Source organism: Sphingobacterium sp. LRF_L2 (assembly GCF_965644235.1).
In the GTDB taxonomy this organism is placed as follows: Bacteria; Bacteroidota; Bacteroidia; order Sphingobacteriales; family Sphingobacteriaceae; genus Sphingobacterium.
In genome coordinates this window covers 230,679-248,020 of record NZ_CBFFRI010000006.1, presented here as the reverse complement: position 1 = coordinate 248,020, position 17,342 = coordinate 230,679, and the positions used below count along the sequence as shown (strand labels likewise).

General features: G+C 40.5%; 9 protein-coding genes. 2 read left to right on the top strand and 7 right to left on the bottom strand.

Annotation, left to right across the window (positions count from 1 at the left end; translation table 11 throughout):
- Positions 1–102: 102 nt before the first annotated feature.
- From ACSZOX_RS13890 to ACSZOX_RS13870, 5 genes are all read right to left on the bottom strand, one after another.
- On the bottom strand, positions 103–1,587 hold the full coding sequence (locus ACSZOX_RS13890) for a TlpA family protein disulfide reductase (RefSeq protein ID WP_437920642.1): 1,485 nt from the start codon (positions 1,585–1,587) through the stop codon (positions 103–105).
- 5 nt (positions 1,588–1,592) lie between these two features.
- On the bottom strand, positions 1,593–3,020 hold the full coding sequence (locus tag ACSZOX_RS13885) for a RagB/SusD family nutrient uptake outer membrane protein (RefSeq protein ID WP_437920641.1): 1,428 nt from the start codon (positions 3,018–3,020) through the stop codon (positions 1,593–1,595).
- A 9-nt stretch (positions 3,021–3,029) separates the two neighbouring features.
- Positions 3,030–6,266 (bottom strand): SusC/RagA family TonB-linked outer membrane protein, encoded by a 3,237-nt coding sequence (locus ACSZOX_RS13880; protein ID WP_437920639.1) that lies wholly within the window; start codon positions 6,264–6,266, stop codon positions 3,030–3,032.
- A 187-nt stretch (positions 6,267–6,453) separates the two neighbouring features.
- Positions 6,454–7,461 (bottom strand): FecR family protein, encoded by a 1,008-nt coding sequence (locus tag ACSZOX_RS13875; protein WP_437920638.1) that lies wholly within the window; start codon positions 7,459–7,461, stop codon positions 6,454–6,456.
- A gap of 111 nt (positions 7,462–7,572) precedes the next feature.
- Entirely contained in the window at positions 7,573–8,145 is a 573-nt protein-coding gene (locus ACSZOX_RS13870) for an RNA polymerase sigma-70 factor (RefSeq protein ID WP_437920636.1), read from the bottom strand.
- Between the two features lie 89 nt (positions 8,146–8,234).
- On the opposite strand from ACSZOX_RS13870, the gene ACSZOX_RS13865 reads away from it, so the two are divergent.
- Together ACSZOX_RS13865 and ACSZOX_RS13860 are read left to right on the top strand one after the other, a co-directional pair.
- Positions 8,235–8,708, top strand: a complete 474-nt coding sequence (locus ACSZOX_RS13865) for a hypothetical protein (protein WP_437920635.1) — start codon at positions 8,235–8,237, stop codon at positions 8,706–8,708.
- 590 nt (positions 8,709–9,298) lie between these two features.
- Positions 9,299–11,506: a TonB-dependent siderophore receptor gene (locus ACSZOX_RS13860; RefSeq protein WP_437920634.1), complete on the top strand. Its 2,208-nt coding sequence runs from the start codon at positions 9,299–9,301 to the stop codon at positions 11,504–11,506.
- Between the two features lie 477 nt (positions 11,507–11,983).
- Here the strand turns inward: ACSZOX_RS13860 and ACSZOX_RS13855 are convergent, their stop codons facing one another.
- Together ACSZOX_RS13855 and ACSZOX_RS13850 are read right to left on the bottom strand one after the other, a co-directional pair.
- Positions 11,984–13,591, bottom strand: a complete 1,608-nt coding sequence (locus ACSZOX_RS13855) for a RagB/SusD family nutrient uptake outer membrane protein (RefSeq protein WP_437920633.1) — start codon at positions 13,589–13,591, stop codon at positions 11,984–11,986.
- A gap of 11 nt (positions 13,592–13,602) precedes the next feature.
- Positions 13,603–16,749: a SusC/RagA family TonB-linked outer membrane protein gene (locus ACSZOX_RS13850; RefSeq protein ID WP_437920632.1), complete on the bottom strand. Its 3,147-nt coding sequence runs from the start codon at positions 16,747–16,749 to the stop codon at positions 13,603–13,605.
- Positions 16,750–17,342 lie beyond the last annotated feature (593 nt).

Here is a 17,342-nt window from a genome sequence, read left to right as displayed (position 1 = left end):
ATATGTTATCAATTCCCACAAATCAGCGCGGGCTCTCAATTTATTGACAGAATCATCCTTAAAAGTGCTTTCAGGATTGACGATAAATAAAGTTAACTTCTATCACAATAAGTTGTCAAAAAGTTCCCGTACTTGCGCCGTTGAGGGTCTTGGTGCATTCGCATCTACGATATGCCCCTCCCGATCCAGCAGTAGAAACCGAGGTATCTGCAAAATATTCAATCTTTCGCTAAGCTCCTTTTTATTTGCTTCATCGATCCATAATTGCGTTCCTTTCATTGATCGCTCTTTCAGAAAGTCCAACCATTTTTGTTTATCCTTTTCCCGGTCAAAGGAAACGCTGAGAAAGACAATATCCTTATTTGCATAATCAACCTGCAATTTTTCCAGTGCTGGAATTTCTTCAATACAGGGGCCACACCATGTTGCCCAGAAATCTACGTAGATATATTTTCCTTTCCATTTCTCCCAAGAGAACGTATTCCCCTTTTGATCTTCAAAATCCACAATTGGTGCAGGATTTCCTTCCAACATTCCTTCTAATTTACTGTATTTTGTTTTTACCCGTTTTGCCAAAATGGGATAAGGGCAATTTTGACCAAACTTTTCATACAGTCCTTTTTTAAAGTTACTTCGCAAAGCAAAGGCATAATACGCATACAACAGTCTGCCCGACAACTTCGTTTCGGCAAATTCATAAACTTCCCCTTTAAAGTGCTCTAACCGAACAGATTCCTTGAGAAAATAATCTAAGAAATAAAAATAAGCAATCCCCTTATCTGTATCACTCTGATCTAAAGCAACGTCCTTTAAGAAATCATAGTAGTCCGTTGGTACGATGTAGTCTTCTTTACGATAGCTCTCCCGCATACGAGGATAGAGTAAACGGGCCATGATAGCATCTCCATAAATGCTGTTCTTACTGATTTGCAAGAGTTGTTTAGAAACAGCATGCCTACTCGAAAATTCTGCTAAAAAATCCATTCGCTCATCCCTCCGCCCATCTACGTAAGATAGGTACTGCCCTGGCTCATAGTGTACATAGGAAAAATAATTCTTCAGGTGTTTATCCTTATATTGATTAAAGCGCCAGTCTTCTTGATTGAGGTATAAGCTATTATCACTTCCTTTCCCACGTAACAGCAGCGTGCCGGAGATGTCCTGCGGATCGACCGTTACTTGCTGTCTGTCTCCTGGTGACAAGTAGAAGTATACAATGTGTGGACGATTGGTACTGGCTGTAACTGTGGTATCTACCCCGTTACCTTTAGCCAATACGAAACGTTCTTCTACCGGCGTACTTCCCAACATAACGAAGCCACGAACTGCGGCACTCAAAGAAAGTTCCAATGTAAAGCTTCCATCACCATCTAAGCGAATATCGACTTTATCCTCATCAAAGGGAACCGCATAGGACTGATAACTAAAGGTTACCGTTTTACTTTCAAATCCTTTGATTATCCCTTTTAAAGTTGTCTTCTTACCTGCTGCCAGTACCGAGCTGCCGTAACAGAAAAACGAAAAGAGAGAAAGTAACGATAGTAAATGTATAGTGCTGAGTTTACCGTTCTTTTTATTTACATTCATATGCCTTAGTTCTGTGTAAGATTCGGGTTGGTAAGCAATGCATCATTCGGCAAAGGCAGATAGATAGCTTTTGACTGCCAAGCGGGCTTTAATGACGGTAAAATATCGTCCGCTCGTGTCTTTCCTGCTTGTCCTGAAATACTTGGCCATCGACGCAGATCATACCAACGATGTCCCCATTCGCCAAAAAGTTCCACCCTTCTTTCCTGCTCCAGTGCTTCGCGAAGCAAGGCTGGATCATTTGCCGTGGCGAGGTCCTGCAATCCTGCACGTTCACGGATTGTATTCAAATCAGCCCGTGCTGCATCGTATTTCTGAAGCATTAGGCTGGCTTCAGCACGAATAAGATACTGCTCCGACAAGCGTAAAACCATGGTATATTCTTTTGCAGGGCTCACGCCGGTACGGATCTTATACTTATAAGGATAGCGGTGGGTAACGCCTGCAGCTGTGGTCATGCTTCCCACCCATTTTTCGAAACGCGCGTCGCCATCTTCAAAAGCATCGTAAAGGTATCCAGGAATAAGGCGGAATAAAGGCGAACTCGTCGGCGCTGCTGGTACCAGCAAAAAACCTTCCCAGGTGTTACGTCCTCCAGAAGTATTAACGGCTTGCAATTGCCATATTGCTTCGCGGCTATTGGCCTGAAAAACCGCATCCAATTCTGCTTCGGGCAACAGGCTATATGTCGAAGAACCGATCAGCTCTGTGGCCTGCTGCTCCGCCAAGGCCCATTGTTGCGTATACAAGTAGCTCCGCGCTAAAAGTGCTGTAGCCGCTCCTTTATTGGGGCGTATACGTTCCCCATCCGCGTCCACCACATCGCCCTGCGGATAACCATCGAAAAGTTTCGATTTCGCATCAATCAGATCGTCGATTATCGCAGCATATACTTCACTTGCCGGCGTACGCGGCTTGGTATTATTCTCCATAACCTTGGTACCGAGTATCAGCGGTACATCGCCGAAATTATTGACTAAATAGAAGTAACAGAACGCACGGATAAACTTAGCCTCCCCGATCAACTGGCTTTTCACATCAGCGCTCAGTCCATCAGCAGCTTCCAGCCCTTCAACACAGAAATTAGCCTGAGCAATGTAGCTATAAGGCTGCGTCCAGAACGTATTTGTGTATTGGTTTGAGGGCAATACAGCATTATTTTTAAATTCATCAAAAGCCGCAGAAGCTATCGCATAAACGAATTCGTCAGCCGACATCGCTGGTAAGATCATCGACAGTACATTCGCGAACTGATAGTTAAGCTGATTCATGCGCGTAAACACGCCAGTAACCGAAGCGGTGGCGGTTTTATCATCAGAAAAGGCCAATGAGGATGGCATTTGATCTTTCGGATTACCCGCATCAAGATAGCTTTCGCATGCGGTGAGTTGCACAAAAACAACGATTAATAAACAATATCTTAACAAGTGCATAGCTTAAAATTAATAGGTTAAACGAATACCGATTGTGTAATATTTGAGAGGTGGAACAACTCTACCTTTGGTCTCTGGATCAAAGCCTTCGTAATTTGTCACCGTAAAGAGGTTCTGGCCCTGGCCATAGAGACTGATACGCTGGCTTTTCAACTGAGGAAGAAGTGACGTAAAATCGTAACTGATCATCACATTTTTTAGCCGTAAAAAAGAAGCATCGACCCATTGCGCATCGGAATGCCGATAAAAGGTGTTATAAATGGTATACGCTTCGTCGGTAGACACTGCTGCAGCTCTCGGGATATCAGTCATATTTCCAAACTCACGCCAACGGTCCAATACCGAGCGATCAAAGTTCGTCATAATACCAATGGCTGCCGGTGCTGAATATCCAAAATTGATACCTTCGCCTTTTTGTTTGACAAATTGCAGCAAAAAGCTCAAATCAAAATTCTTGTATCGAAACGTATTATTGATACCACCGAAGAATTCAGGCAACCGCGTGCCTAACACCTGCATATCCGCTAATTCCGGATTTACCTCACCGTCTCCATTTAGATCAGCAAACTGAGCGATACCGGTTTCGGGATCGACACCGGTAAACTTATAACCAAATACGATGTCCAAAGGCTGGCCGATTGCATAAACACTTTCTAATCCTGATCCTTCCAGTCCGGGATAGGCGACAAGCTTATTTCGAGAAACGGTCAGATTTGCTGATGTGTTCCATTCGAAATGTTCGCTTTTTATATTCGTCGAACTGATTTCAAATTCCCAACCTTTATTTTCTACGATCCCCGGCAGGTTTGCTGTAAAGCCAGAAAACCCAGTCTGCGCGGAAAGTACCTGTTCTATCAACTGGTTGTCGGAACGATTTCTATAGTGATTAACATTGAGTGTTAGTCTGCCTTGCAAAAAGCCCGTTTCCAGTCCCATTTCAAGCTTTCGGTTTCGCTCCCAGCTATACGCCGGATTAGCAACACGTGTTGGATAAAGTCCGGCAACACCATCATAAGGATAAGACGTGTAGCTCCAGGTATCAAGAAAACCATAATCTCCGATCTGATCGTTCCCTGTAGAACCATAACTACCGCGCAGTTTAGCAAAACTTACTATAGGTAGTGCGGAACTGAACCAGTCTTCCTCAGACAAAACCCAAGCAGCTCCTAAAGAACCAAAATTGCCGACACGCCTTTCTGGGCCAAATCGCGACGAACCATCGCGACGGAATGTTCCATTGACGATATAACGATTATCCCAATTATAGGTTAAGCGCGCGAAAGCCGCTTGGTATTTATATTTACTATACCTAAAGGTACGCGGGCGAATGGTAACCGCTGCACTGATATTGTCAAGTTGTGAGTCTGAGGTAAAATCTTCTGCGATCAGAGACTCCCCATCGCGTACGGCCTGATGCCATGTCGCACCAGCAAGTGCGTCAAGCGTTCCTTTCCCCAATTGAATCGTATAGGTTGCCTGGGGTTCGATATTATAGGAAGAAACACTACTGTTACCAAAGTAGCTCATATTGGTTGTTGCAGTTGCCGGATTAAAACTTCGCAACGGATACATTTGTAATTGGTTTAAAGCCGTATAGTTATAGCCGAGATTGGCCGCAAGATTCAATCCCTTTAGGGGAGAATACCGCAGCGTGGTACTGGTAAGCAATGCTTTGTTGCGGCTTTCATGGCTGCGTTCCAAGAATGCAATTGGATTTTGAATATTGCCATACCAATAATAATCGCCAGAGGCATCGTAAATCGGCATATTGGGAGGAAGATTGTAATATTGGCTGATATCTGTTGCTAACGCATCGTTCAAATCGCTTGTAAAATTAGCTGTTGCTGAAACAGAAAAGTTATTACTGGCGGTACGGTGACCTATATTCAGCATACCACTCCCTTTTTTATAGCCATTATCTCCGGGTTGAACCGTAGACTCTGTTCTGAAAGTTCCACTTAAAAGAAAATTCGTCAACTCCGAACCTCCTGAGACCGAAAAATTAGCCTCGGTAAGCTTGGCCGTATTCCCTAACAGACGCTTCTGCCAGTTCTGATCTTCAGTAGAAGACCACTGAAAAAGATCGGGCAACTCGGGATCAGGGGTAACTTCCGAATTGGCAAATGCTTCCTTCCGGAGCTCCAGATACTCCGAAGTTGACAACATGTCCAGCTGCTTGGTAACTTTCCCTGCACCTGTGTATACATTGGCATTGACAGCTGTACGTCCAGCTTTTCCTTTTTTAGTGGTGATCAATATGACACCGTTCGCGCCTCTAGAACCATATATTGCTGTTGCATCAGCATCTTTTAGCACATCAATACGCTCGATATCTGCTGGATTAATTGCAGTCAAAGGACTCTGTGATCCATTATCCCCAGAAAATACATTCAGCGATTCTGAAAAATAAGGTATTCCATCAACGATATAAAGTGGCGCATTTCCTTCTTGTCGAGAAGAATTTAATCCTCGAAGTCGAACAGTAAAAGAACTTCCTGGAAGGCCGCTAGAGCTATTTACTTCTAGACCTGCTATTCGTCCCTGAAGTGCTTCCAACGGATTATTAACCGGAGCTCGCGCAATGACATCGCTACCTATTCCGGCCGTAGATGATGTGCTTACACGCTTACTTGTCGTACCATAAGCAATAACTGTCACGGCATCTATATTTCCAAAATCGGGAATCAGATCAAGCGTAACAGCATCCGTACTATTTTCCACGTCGAAGACATATTCCTTCGTTTGGTAACCAAGATAGGAAAGTACGATTGTAGGCTGAAGTACGGAAACATCGGGAATATCGAACCGACCATTCGCATCCGTAAAAACCAGTTGGCTCCCCTCCTTCACTTTCACCGTTACTCCAGCAAGTGGATGTGCTTTTTCATCACGAACCAGCCCACGAAGGGATCGCTGTACGACTTCTCTTCGCGAATTTTCTACGCTGTTCGTTGCTCCGTCATCTTTTCGTTTTTTGATGACAATGTTTTTCCCAATCTGTTCATAATACAGCTTTGTCCCCTTAAACAAACGCTCTAGAATCTCAGCGAGATTATCTCCTTGAAGAACTACAGTCTCCTTGTTTTCTTGGTTTAGATCAGCCGTGATGTAGGAAAACCTAAATCCTGTTTGCCGTTGCAAAAAATTGAGTGTTTCTTTTGCCGTCATCTTCTTGGCAGGTAAGGAAACTTTTACATCCTTTAAATTTTGTCCTGATGCCAATGACCAGACAAGGGATAGGATCATGAAGATTGTGGTCTTCAAGAGGGATTTTCTGAATAATAAATTCCCCTTGCATTCTTTTAAATTGAAATGCATAATTTTGATAATGGTTTAGTATAACGTAACTAGTTGATTAGATCCAGCAGCCATTACGGGGTCCAGCCGTAATGGCTTATTATTGCTTGTTGTTTATTGCGTCATATATTGATCTTTAATAAATAAAATAAATTCCATTTTCTCTTTTCAAACGCCTGTCGATTAACGATGCGATAACCTTCAAGGTTTGATCTGCTCCTTGCTCCTTTGAAAAGGAAGCTGTAATCACTTGATCTTTGAGCTCTTTATCACGAAGCTCTATATCCACTTGGTAAATACGTCGAAGATCCGCCATCACCGAACCTATTGTTTCTGCCTCATAGTCTAGATAGCCTTCTTTCCAACTTCCAGTATTCTTTTCGGCCAGCTGCACCGGTGCCACAACCTTCGGATTATCAGCCACGGGTACCCGAAGTTCCTGATTTTTCAGGAGTGTTGCTAATATCTGCTGCCCTTGGGAAACCTGTACCTTGCCATGGCTTACCGAGACCATAACATTCGCCATTTCTGGGTAAGCCTTGATATTAAAAGCTGTCCCCAGCACAGTTGTGCGTAATTTTCCTGTATTCACGATAAAAGGCCAATCGGCAGCCTTACTCACTTCAAAAAATGCTTCCCCAATCAGGGTGACCTCTCGTGGTGTTCCCTTAACAAAATGCGGTGGGTATTCTAGTTTCGAGGAACCATTCAACCAGATTTTTGTTCCGTCGGACAATTGGAGCATCTTACGTTCGTCGTGCGCAGCTTCCTTTAATACCCGCTCTTCTCCTGTCGAAATTATTCCGTCTCTACCGCTATCAGCTGCATAATAGAAAAATAAAAGGAGCCCTGCTATGCATAATGCGGCAACAGATAGCGATCGTTTTAAGAACTTCTTTCTAATAGGGATGGATCTCTCCAGCTTCGGGTATTGTTTTTCTGCCATCGACAGCTTCCCCTCTTCGTCAATAAATACGGCAGAACGATCTTCTCTCTTTAACAGCTCGTATTGCTGCTTGATGAATGCAGATAACTCCATATCATATTTGGCCGATCGGATCATATTAAAAAATTCCGTCAACTCCGCTTGTGTAGCTTTGTTATCTATATATTGTCGTATTAAATAATCAATACGTTTTTTCATATGTTTAGCTTCTCTCTTATTAGTAAGACGCACGAGGGCCTACTCTGCTCCTATTGCGGGAAGCAAAAAAAACAAACAACAACACAAAACACTGTAAATCAGCAATAAAAATTAAAGGAATAAAAAATGGGAGAATGCTTTTTTCAAGGATTTTATGGCTGCACTGATCTGATTTTTAACCGTGTGGGGAGATAGGTGCATTTTCTCTGCGATTTCATTATAACTGTATCCGTCGTCGCGGAGTTGATAAATTTTTTTTCGCTGTTGGGGTAAATTGTCGACCGTTTCATGGAGTATGCGTTGAAACTCTTTTGCCTCTACGGATATATTTACGGGATCAACGAGCTCCTGCATACTTTCCCAAATTGCCTTTCTTAGCCGTTCTTCAGAAGACACCTTGCGTAGATAATCCATGATCTTATTTCTGGTCATGGTAAAAAGAAAAGATTCGATTGAACGAATTTCGTCCAGCTGATCTCGTATTTCCCATAACTTTAAAAAAACATCATTAACAATGTCCCTTGCCACATCGGAATCTTTAGCAAGCTGCAAAGCAAGTTTGTACAAAGGGGCTTCGTATGCATAAAAAAGATCTTTGAACAACAGGCCTAAAGCCTCTTCGTCTCGCGACGAAAAAGTATCAGACTTGCTTTGGTTGAAGTGATCCTGCGGTTGCTTCGGCATTATACTACCAAATATATAGATTATGAAAATAAATTGCAATATTATGCCGATAATACTAAAAAAGTTGCAAAACTAATCACAGGAAATATTTGAGACAGATCCTAGAAAAACGATTTACACTCTTTATGGGACACTGCCCTGCCTGCAAAAAAACCACAGCTGCGATAAACAATACATCATCTGATTTTCATAGAATCACAACAGCGCCGAACAAAACAACAACAGCGCAGCGGAAAACCTCCTGTGATTTTCCCAGAATCACTGCAGTGCCAAACAAAACAACAGCAGCGCAACGGAAAACCTCCTGTGATTTGCCCAGGATCACTGCAGTGCCGAACAAAACAACAGCAGCGCAACAGAAAACCTCCTGTGATTTGCCCAGGATCACTGCAGTGCCGAACAAAACAACAGCAGCGCAGCGGAAAACCTCCTGTGATTTGCCCAGGATCACAGCAGTGCCGAACAAAACAACAGCAGCGCAGCGGAAAACCTCCTGTGATTTGCCCAGGATCACAGGAGGTTTTGTCAAAATCACAGGAGTTGCACTTTCCCGTAAAAACTAAATTAATTAGCTTAAAAACATTGTTTAATTAAAATAAACAAACTTTCCTACACAAAAACAGCTTCTTTTTACCGTCTAAAAACAGGAAATCTGTGCCAAAAAGTATTTGGCCCCCCCTCTGATTCTGGCACAAATTTCCTGTTTTGCAATAGCTTTTTCCATCTAGGTTACTATTGTCCCCAAGGACAATAGTCTGTAAACGATTATTCTCAGGTCGTTTTACGGCGCAATTTCGAACCTATCATAACGGATTTTGTACTTTTAAACACTTTTTTTCAAACGAAAAATAAAGGTTTACATCCATAATGTGCTATAAAATCAAGCTAGTTGTTGTAATAGATCTTGTTACCACTTTGCAAAATGACAATGTAATAGCCTACCTGAACAAATAGACCTTTTCCAATTTTACTTTAGAACTTTCAATTATGTATTGCAAAAAAAACACAAACAACTAAATACCAAACAAATACAATCTAACCCCATGTCATAGAATTAAGCAACAAAAAAATTACACATTTTTTAATTTGACATTTATTTTTATTCTTTTTGTTCTATATTTGCCTCAATTTAAAATGAGTCTAATTAACAACAATGAAAATAATACCACTGTGCGGCGTTGCGCTGCTCTCTAGCACTCTTTCCTACAGTCAGGAAACGGACACTATTCAAACGAAGAGAAGTATCGAAGAAATCATCGTAAATACGTACATCAAAAAAGATACGGAATATACAAATAAGATGCCTTTACGTGCAATTGAAAATTCTCAGGTTTATTCAAGTGTAGATAGAGTCGCAATCGAAAATCAATTGATATTTAGCGTAGATGATGCCTATCGCAATGTGACAGGGCTTCAGAAAATGTGGAATGCCACAAATAGATCTGGGGATGGTGGTGCATACGTCAACTTACGAGGATTCATTTCCAACAATTCCTTGCGTGACGGTCTAGTCGCCCCAGTTAGTGGAACTATGGATGCAATAAACATCGAAAAAGTAGAGGTATTAAAAGGTCCCTCGGCAGCTCTTTATGGTAGTAATATGACTTCATATGGTGGTGTTATTAATCGGGTTACAAAGAAGCCTTTCGAAGAGTTTGGAGGATCAGTTTCCATTGCCGGAGGTAGCTATAATTTTTATCGTGCGCAAGCAGATATAAATAGCCCACTAACAAAAAAGAAAGACGTCTTGTTCCGATTAAATACCGCTTACACCAATGAAGGAAACTTCCAAAATACAGATGCAAAAAGTAAGTATTTTGCTTTAGCTCCTAGTTTGTCATGGAAAGTAAATGATCGTGTTCAAGTGCATGCTGAGTATGAAATGTTTGAAAATAAGACTTCTGCCGAACAGAATATTTTCTTTATTTTTTCACCTTCCAATTTAGGATACAACAGCATGAAGGATTTAGAAGATATAGGTCTTCAGTATAAAAATTACTATACAGGAACAGACCTTATCAACACAGGAAAAGTGCGAAACCTATTTGGGCAGGTTACTTATCAAATAAGTAAAGGTATCAAATCCACCACAGCCATTAATAACGCCTACAGCTATTCAAACGGGTTTAATCCGTATTTTTATCTTACTACAGCATCCTATGGAGCCGATCCCACTGATGAAACACTAGGATTGTACCGTGGTGATCAATCTACAGGAAATAGCACGCAGCGTATCTTCCAGGTACAACAGAACTTCAACTTTGATTTCAAACTGGGTAGTCTTAGAAATAGGCTAATAGTCGGCGGTGATTATATGCGTACTAAAAATGATCAACTTTTTTATTATGGCGTTATTGACTTCGTACCTTTTACTGGGGATATGGATTACACGAACTTCAATGCAGCCTATGTGACTGCTTATTACGACAACTTACGCGAAAATGGAACATTTGATGCCTCCACATGGCCTTTAAAAAATAAGTTAAACACCTACAGTTTTTATGCTTCGGATGTATTGAACCTAACCGAGGAATTGAACGTAATGGCTTCAATACGTTATGAAAAAAATGACTTCCTAGGTGGAATACAAGGAAGCAGCGAAACACCTAAATATAGCCAATCGGCTTGGTCACCAAAATTTGGTGTTGTGTACGAATTTGTTAAAGATAAAATCTCTGTATTTGGTAACTACCAAAATAGTTTTACAAGCAATGGCTATTATGTTGTAGATAGCGATGGCAATACGGCTCTTTCCGATCCTGAACGAGCAAATCAATGGGAAGGAGGTTTAAAAACCAGTTTATTGGATGGTCGGATAAACGCAACCATTAATTACTACAATATTGCTGTTAAGAACACTTTACAGACCACAGGGTATACTACAGGTGGCATAGCAATCCAAGATCAAGCTGGAAAACTAAAAAGTGAAGGTTTTGAATTGGAGATGAATGCCTACCTTGTAAAAGGATTTTCTGTTATCGCTGGATTAAGCTATAACAATTCAAAATATACAGAAACGACAGACAATACTGTCTTAGATAGAAGGCCAAATACGGCTTCATCCCCTTGGTTAGCTAATTTCTATGCAAACTATCAATTCGTTGACGGTCCAATTAAGGGACTAGGTTTTGGCGTTGGCGGAAACTATGCGAATGCTAACCGTATTTTTAACACCACATCTGCTGTTTTCGAACTTCCGTCATATTTCGTGATGAATGCTAATGCCTTTTATGATTTTAACAAATTTAGAATTGCATTAAAAGGAGATAATTTAACCAACAAACATTACTGGATTGGATACACTACAGCCAATCCGCAAAAACTTCGTAACATTGTAGCAAGTTTCTCTTACAAATTTTAACTGAAGCTATAAAGAACTATTGAAAGCTGTTTTAAAGGATTAATGAGAGATCTTTTAAAACAGCTTTTTTTATACCAAAAGAACTGACAGACCAGTCGACCTACTCAGGCAAACAACTCCCCGTCAATACATATTCCGTTAAATTTTATTATTTTTAAAATATACGATCAATAAATAGAAAGCTCACAATCGATTTTTTACATACCGAATCTGTCAATATTTCGTTCTTTTCTCTCTGCTATTAGACAAAACGTTTATAAAAAGCCAAAATCTGATTATCTAATCATCTACTAGAAAGGCCCAAAGTCTCATAATATTCCTATATCGAATGACCATTTAATTCGTCAGCAGGGGACTAACCTAAAATTGATGGAGTATAATGGCAAGGAAATCGGCAAATACAGAAAAATTAAAAAGGAGAGCGAAATAATAATTTGCTCCCCTTTCGTCATTTATGATAATTAAATATAACTATTACTAATTATATCCAGGATTTTGCTCCGCACGCAGTGTAGGATTCGCATCAATTTCTGTCTGAGGAATAGGCCACAGAAACAAATAATTGGAATAAGCCACTACAGCTTGTGAAGGCGTTAATAGGGTTGTGCCATCATATACCGCACTCGTTAATTGCCCTGGTAAAACCTTTGCTGGAATTCCATTAGCACCGTAAGAAGATAATGCCAAACGATGTATATCTCCCCATCTTTTGCCCTCTGCAACAAACTCAATCCTTCGTTCATTGTAAATCGCGAGTTTAAGATCCGAAGGAGATGTTGTACCAAATGAATTAGCGGTTCCAACAGAACGATCTCTTACAGCATTCAATAAACGAAGTGCCTGTGCATCATTACCGTTGTATGCATAAGCCTCAGCAACATTAAGCAATACCTCTGCATACCGAATAATCGGATTCCAATCGTCATTATCACCATACCGTCTATACTTATTCGCAAATGCAAATGGATAATCGCCTGACGTTTGCTTATATGTTAACTCGGTTTTTCTTAAATCATTTGCTAGCCAAAAACTTGCATTGTATAAATTAGGACTTATAGCGATCAAACTTCTCCCACCAGTACTAGCGCCATTTGGATTTGCCGCTCCATACATGTTCGTAATAGCGCCATTTGTACCCGCATTTGCATTGATACTTTGTGCAATAGAGAATATAGATTCCGAATTCTTGTCATACGACAAAAATGCCGTAGCAGGATCGGCTTCTAGCTCGTAACCTCCTATAGAAGAACTAAAAGTACCAGAAGTAAGACTCGCTCCTAATTTTTGTCCTTCCTCGATCACACCGGGATAATCAGCCATATGCAATTTTACGCGCGTTTTCAGTGCAATTGCTGCACCTTTTGTTGCTCTCGATATCTGAAGATCTGCCGAGGAACGAGTCGCCGGAAGGAGAGACTCGGCTTCATCTAAATCAGCTAACAAGTTAGCATAAGCTTCAGCAACTGTACCACGCCCCAAGGTAAGCTGTTGTTCAACCTTCTCAAACGAATTTGTCGCCAAAGTTCTATACGGAACTCCTGGATTTGAAGTCGGGCTATCGGCGTAAGGACGACAAAAATGCAATAACAACTCGTGATGGGCTAAAGCGCGCAATAAGAGAGCTTCACCTTTGTAGGGATTCGCAACATCAGCTTCTAAAATATTGCCATCAACAGCTCCCTCAACTCCTTCTATTATCACATTACATTGATTAATCAATGCATACAGTTGCTCCCAATGGTTTTTATTATTAGCTGTAGTCGTGGTATACTGACTCTGATACGTAATTAAAAAAAACTGTTGTAGATTAATCATATCTTCGCCACGCATGTCTCCTTGCTCCGTATTAGCCGCCCCAAAGGGATAGCCTCGTCCCGTACTACCTTCATATTGTCCCACAGCCGCTTGCCAATACATCCCGTTAACAGCTAATTCGATATTTTCCGGTGTTGTAAATGCTGTCGATTCCGATAATGCAGCTAAAGGATCTAATTCCGTGAAATCCTTACTGCAACTAGAAGCCAAAGCTATAACTAACGTTGCTACTCCTATTACTTTATAATATCTTGATTTAAAAATTTTCATGCTTAGTCAGTTTAAAAGTTAACGTTGAGACCGAATGTGAACGTTCTTGGAATCGGATTAGACATAAAATCCAAGCCCCCCTGCGCATTATTACTTTGATTAGAAGTAAATCTAGTCATAACCTCCGGATCCACGCCTGTATATTTAGTAAATACAAAGGCATTTTCTACATTCGCAAAAATCCGTAAATTCTTTAAATAGATAGACTTTAGCCAAGCTTCATTTTCAAAAGTATATCCCGCCCCAATAGTTCTAACACGCAAGAAATTGCCACTCTCCAAAAAACGACTATTTGTGTTTCCATTTAGATTGATATTAGCACCTTGCCCATAATACAATTTTGGCACATCCGTATTTTGTCCTTCTGTAGTCCAACGATCCAACAATTCTTTACCCGCATTCGTGAATGTTTGACTATTTAGAGCCTCCTGCCGGGTACGATTAAATACTTTATTTCCGCCGGAAAACGACAAATTCAATGCGAAATCGAATCCTTTGTAGAAGAACGTATTATTAAAACCGCCGTACCAGGTTGGCATGGAATTGCCTAACACTTGCTTCTCACCTATGCTACCTGTCGTACCAACATCGCCAGGATTTTCAGGATCATAAACCTTCCATCCTAAATTTCCACTGGTAGCATTATACTGTACCAAGCCTTCTACCAGATTTCCATCGGTATCTCTCGTATGGGAATGGTATATGGCATTTCCGTTGGTAGAATTTACACCATAATATTCATAGCCGTAGAAGGATCCTGCGGATTCGCCTTCTCGAACAATATGGTAGGTATACGTTATATCATTTCCTTCATACAATGTTAAAACTTTATTCTTCACGAAAGTAGCATTCAAATTGGTATTCCAACGAAAGTTTTCATTAGCAATAATATTCCCCCCGAGCGCAAACTCCCAACCTTGGTTATACATCTCTCCCACATTTTTTGCTATTGTATTATTTGGTACACCCAAAGAGGGAGCCGTGGGAACAGATAGAATCATATTATCGATATTATTCCTAAAGAAATCAGCTACAAAGGTGAATCGATCCTTCAAAAATGCAAAGTCGACACCTATGTTATATTTCTTACTCGTCTCGAACCCTAACTCTGAATTTCCAGTTTGTGAATACCGTATTCCCGCATAATCTCCATAGATAGCTGCACTAAAGGTTCCTGCGTATGGATAATTACCAATATCGGTATTTCCTACTTTAGCATAGCCTCCTCGAACCTTAAATTGGCTAATAAACGAACTATTGAAGAAATCTTCTTTCGTTACATCCCAACCGATAGACGCTCCAGGAAGTACTACACTTTGGTTTCCATGAGCCAAAGATGAAGATCTATCCCGACGTAAAGAAGCCGATAAGAAATAACGGTCTTTCAACGTATAATTGACACGACCGAAATACGCCTGAAATGCATTCTCATTGGCTGAGCCACCCAGTAATTGGGTATTCAATGATCCTGAAATAATATTCTCATTTTCTGCGAAGTACGTAGAAGATAAGTCATATCCGTGTGCAAAGAAATAACGGGTTTTACTTTTTTGCGCTTCTATACCCGCAACGATATTCAACTTACTGTCTCCAAATTCTTTATTATACGTCAAATAATTCTGCCAGTTATAGCGAAACGTTGGAAGATAATATTGATAAATACGACCATTCACAAGTCTACCGTCTCCGTGTACCGGATTCCAATACAAGTAATCCTCACCTGCAATATACTGAACGGCTAACTGCGACTTGAAGTTCAGCCCTTTAAGAATCTCCACATCGGCATAGGCACTTCCATTAAAATGTAGAGCCGATGTTTTATAGATGTTATTCGCCAAAGTATAAGCAACATTCGTATAACTACCGTCAATACCTGCTAAATTGTCACCTCTTCCCAAAGCTGCCGCATCCGAAGTAAAATTATAAGTCCCGTCAGCCCAAATTACAGGTACATTAGGTAAGGCATAAAGAGCGGAAGTAATGTTACCAGACAAAGAACTTCCTCCATCATTAAAACCTCTATCATCAACATAAGAGACCTGCGTATTTAATCCTAATTTAAGTCTATCGTTCAACGCTTTCTGATCTACCTTACCCCGGATATTATATTTCTTTTGGCTATTGCCAACCGAAATACCCTTTAAATCGGCAAAGCCACCTGAAAAATAGTAGGAGGTCTTTTCATTAGCACCATTTAATGACAAGGAGTGATTTTGTTGAAAAGCCCCCTTGCGTAAAACAACATCCTGCCAATCTGTATCATAAACCTCACCACTCACAGGATCAACAGTTTCAACAGCAACCTCTGACTGACCAGCATTGCGTCGTTTCTCATTCGCTATTTCAATAAATTCGTTCGCATTTAATAAATCATAGCGCTTAGATGGGCTTGCAAACGCAAACCAGTTGTTATAGTTTACAGAAGTTGTACCAGCCTTACCGCTTTTGGTTGTGATGTAGATAACGCCTCCGGATGCTCTAGAACCAAAAATAGCTGTTGCGGCACCATCTTTTAGAACTTCCACGCTAGCAATGTCATTCTGATTTAAACTAGCCAAGGGATTATTATAAAACACGCCACTCTGATCTCCAGCAATGTACGGCACACCATCAATCACATATAGAGGGTCGGAAGAGTTAGACAACGATGACAACCCACGAATACGTACCTTGGCCGTTTGCCCTAAAACTCCTGAGGTTACAGATGCCTGTACACCAGCCGCTAAACCTTGCAAATTACGATCCAACGATGCTGAAGAATTGTTGGTAAAGTTATCGCCGCTAATCGAAGAAATAGAGCCTGTAATTTCGCGTTTGGTTTGCGTTCCGTACCCGACAACCACAACTTCATCCAAGGCCGACTGTTCATCTACAAGTTGGACATTTAATACGTTGCGGGTGCCGACTTGAACCCGTTGGCTACTGTATCCAAGATAGGAAAACGATAGGGTTACATCTCCATTCAAGCTGATGGAATAATTTCCAGAAGCGTCTGTTTGTGTAGCAAAACTTGTTCCTACAACGGCCACTGAAACGCCGCCAATCGGAGATCCGTCGGAAGCAGACGTAACCTTTCCACTCACTTGGCGATTTTGTGCAAATGAGACCCCTAAAAGGCACGTGCACACAAAAATAAAACTGAGTAATTTTTGTTTCATTTGATTTGTTGTTTAGTTAAGAAATTTCCCTCGATGGGACTATATAGTGCAATTTGTTTTTCTAAAAAAATAGTATTATTATTAAAATTAGGCAAACAACACCCCTTACCCTTAAAAAAAGGATTTAGCATATCTCAAAAAAAATAGGACTTCAATCAAAATTTTAAGTCAAAAAGAGTCCTAGCAGAATTATTCAAACAATTTTCCGCTGAAATTTGAGGTATAAAATTAAACTTGATGTGATTTAAATACGTCAGTGTCGGAAAACACCTATATAAGTAAGCAGTTTCTGTTTCATTGTTATTTGTTGTTTAGTTAATACAGAGCTTCTGAGGAAGCATTATTTTTTTGTTGTTAGTCGTAGCTTATTTTCGTACAAGAAGATCAGCTTTTGCTAATATAAAATAGATAATTAGAAAAAACAAGAAAAAAAATAAAAAAAATAGCACTGAAATAAAAAAAACAACAAAAAATAAATAGAACAAACCTCGTTGAACACGAATAATCATAGAATTAACAGGTATTCAGCAATTCAAATTAGATAAGTCAGGCTAACAACTAGATATATTGTTTTTAAGAATAAATAATCGAAA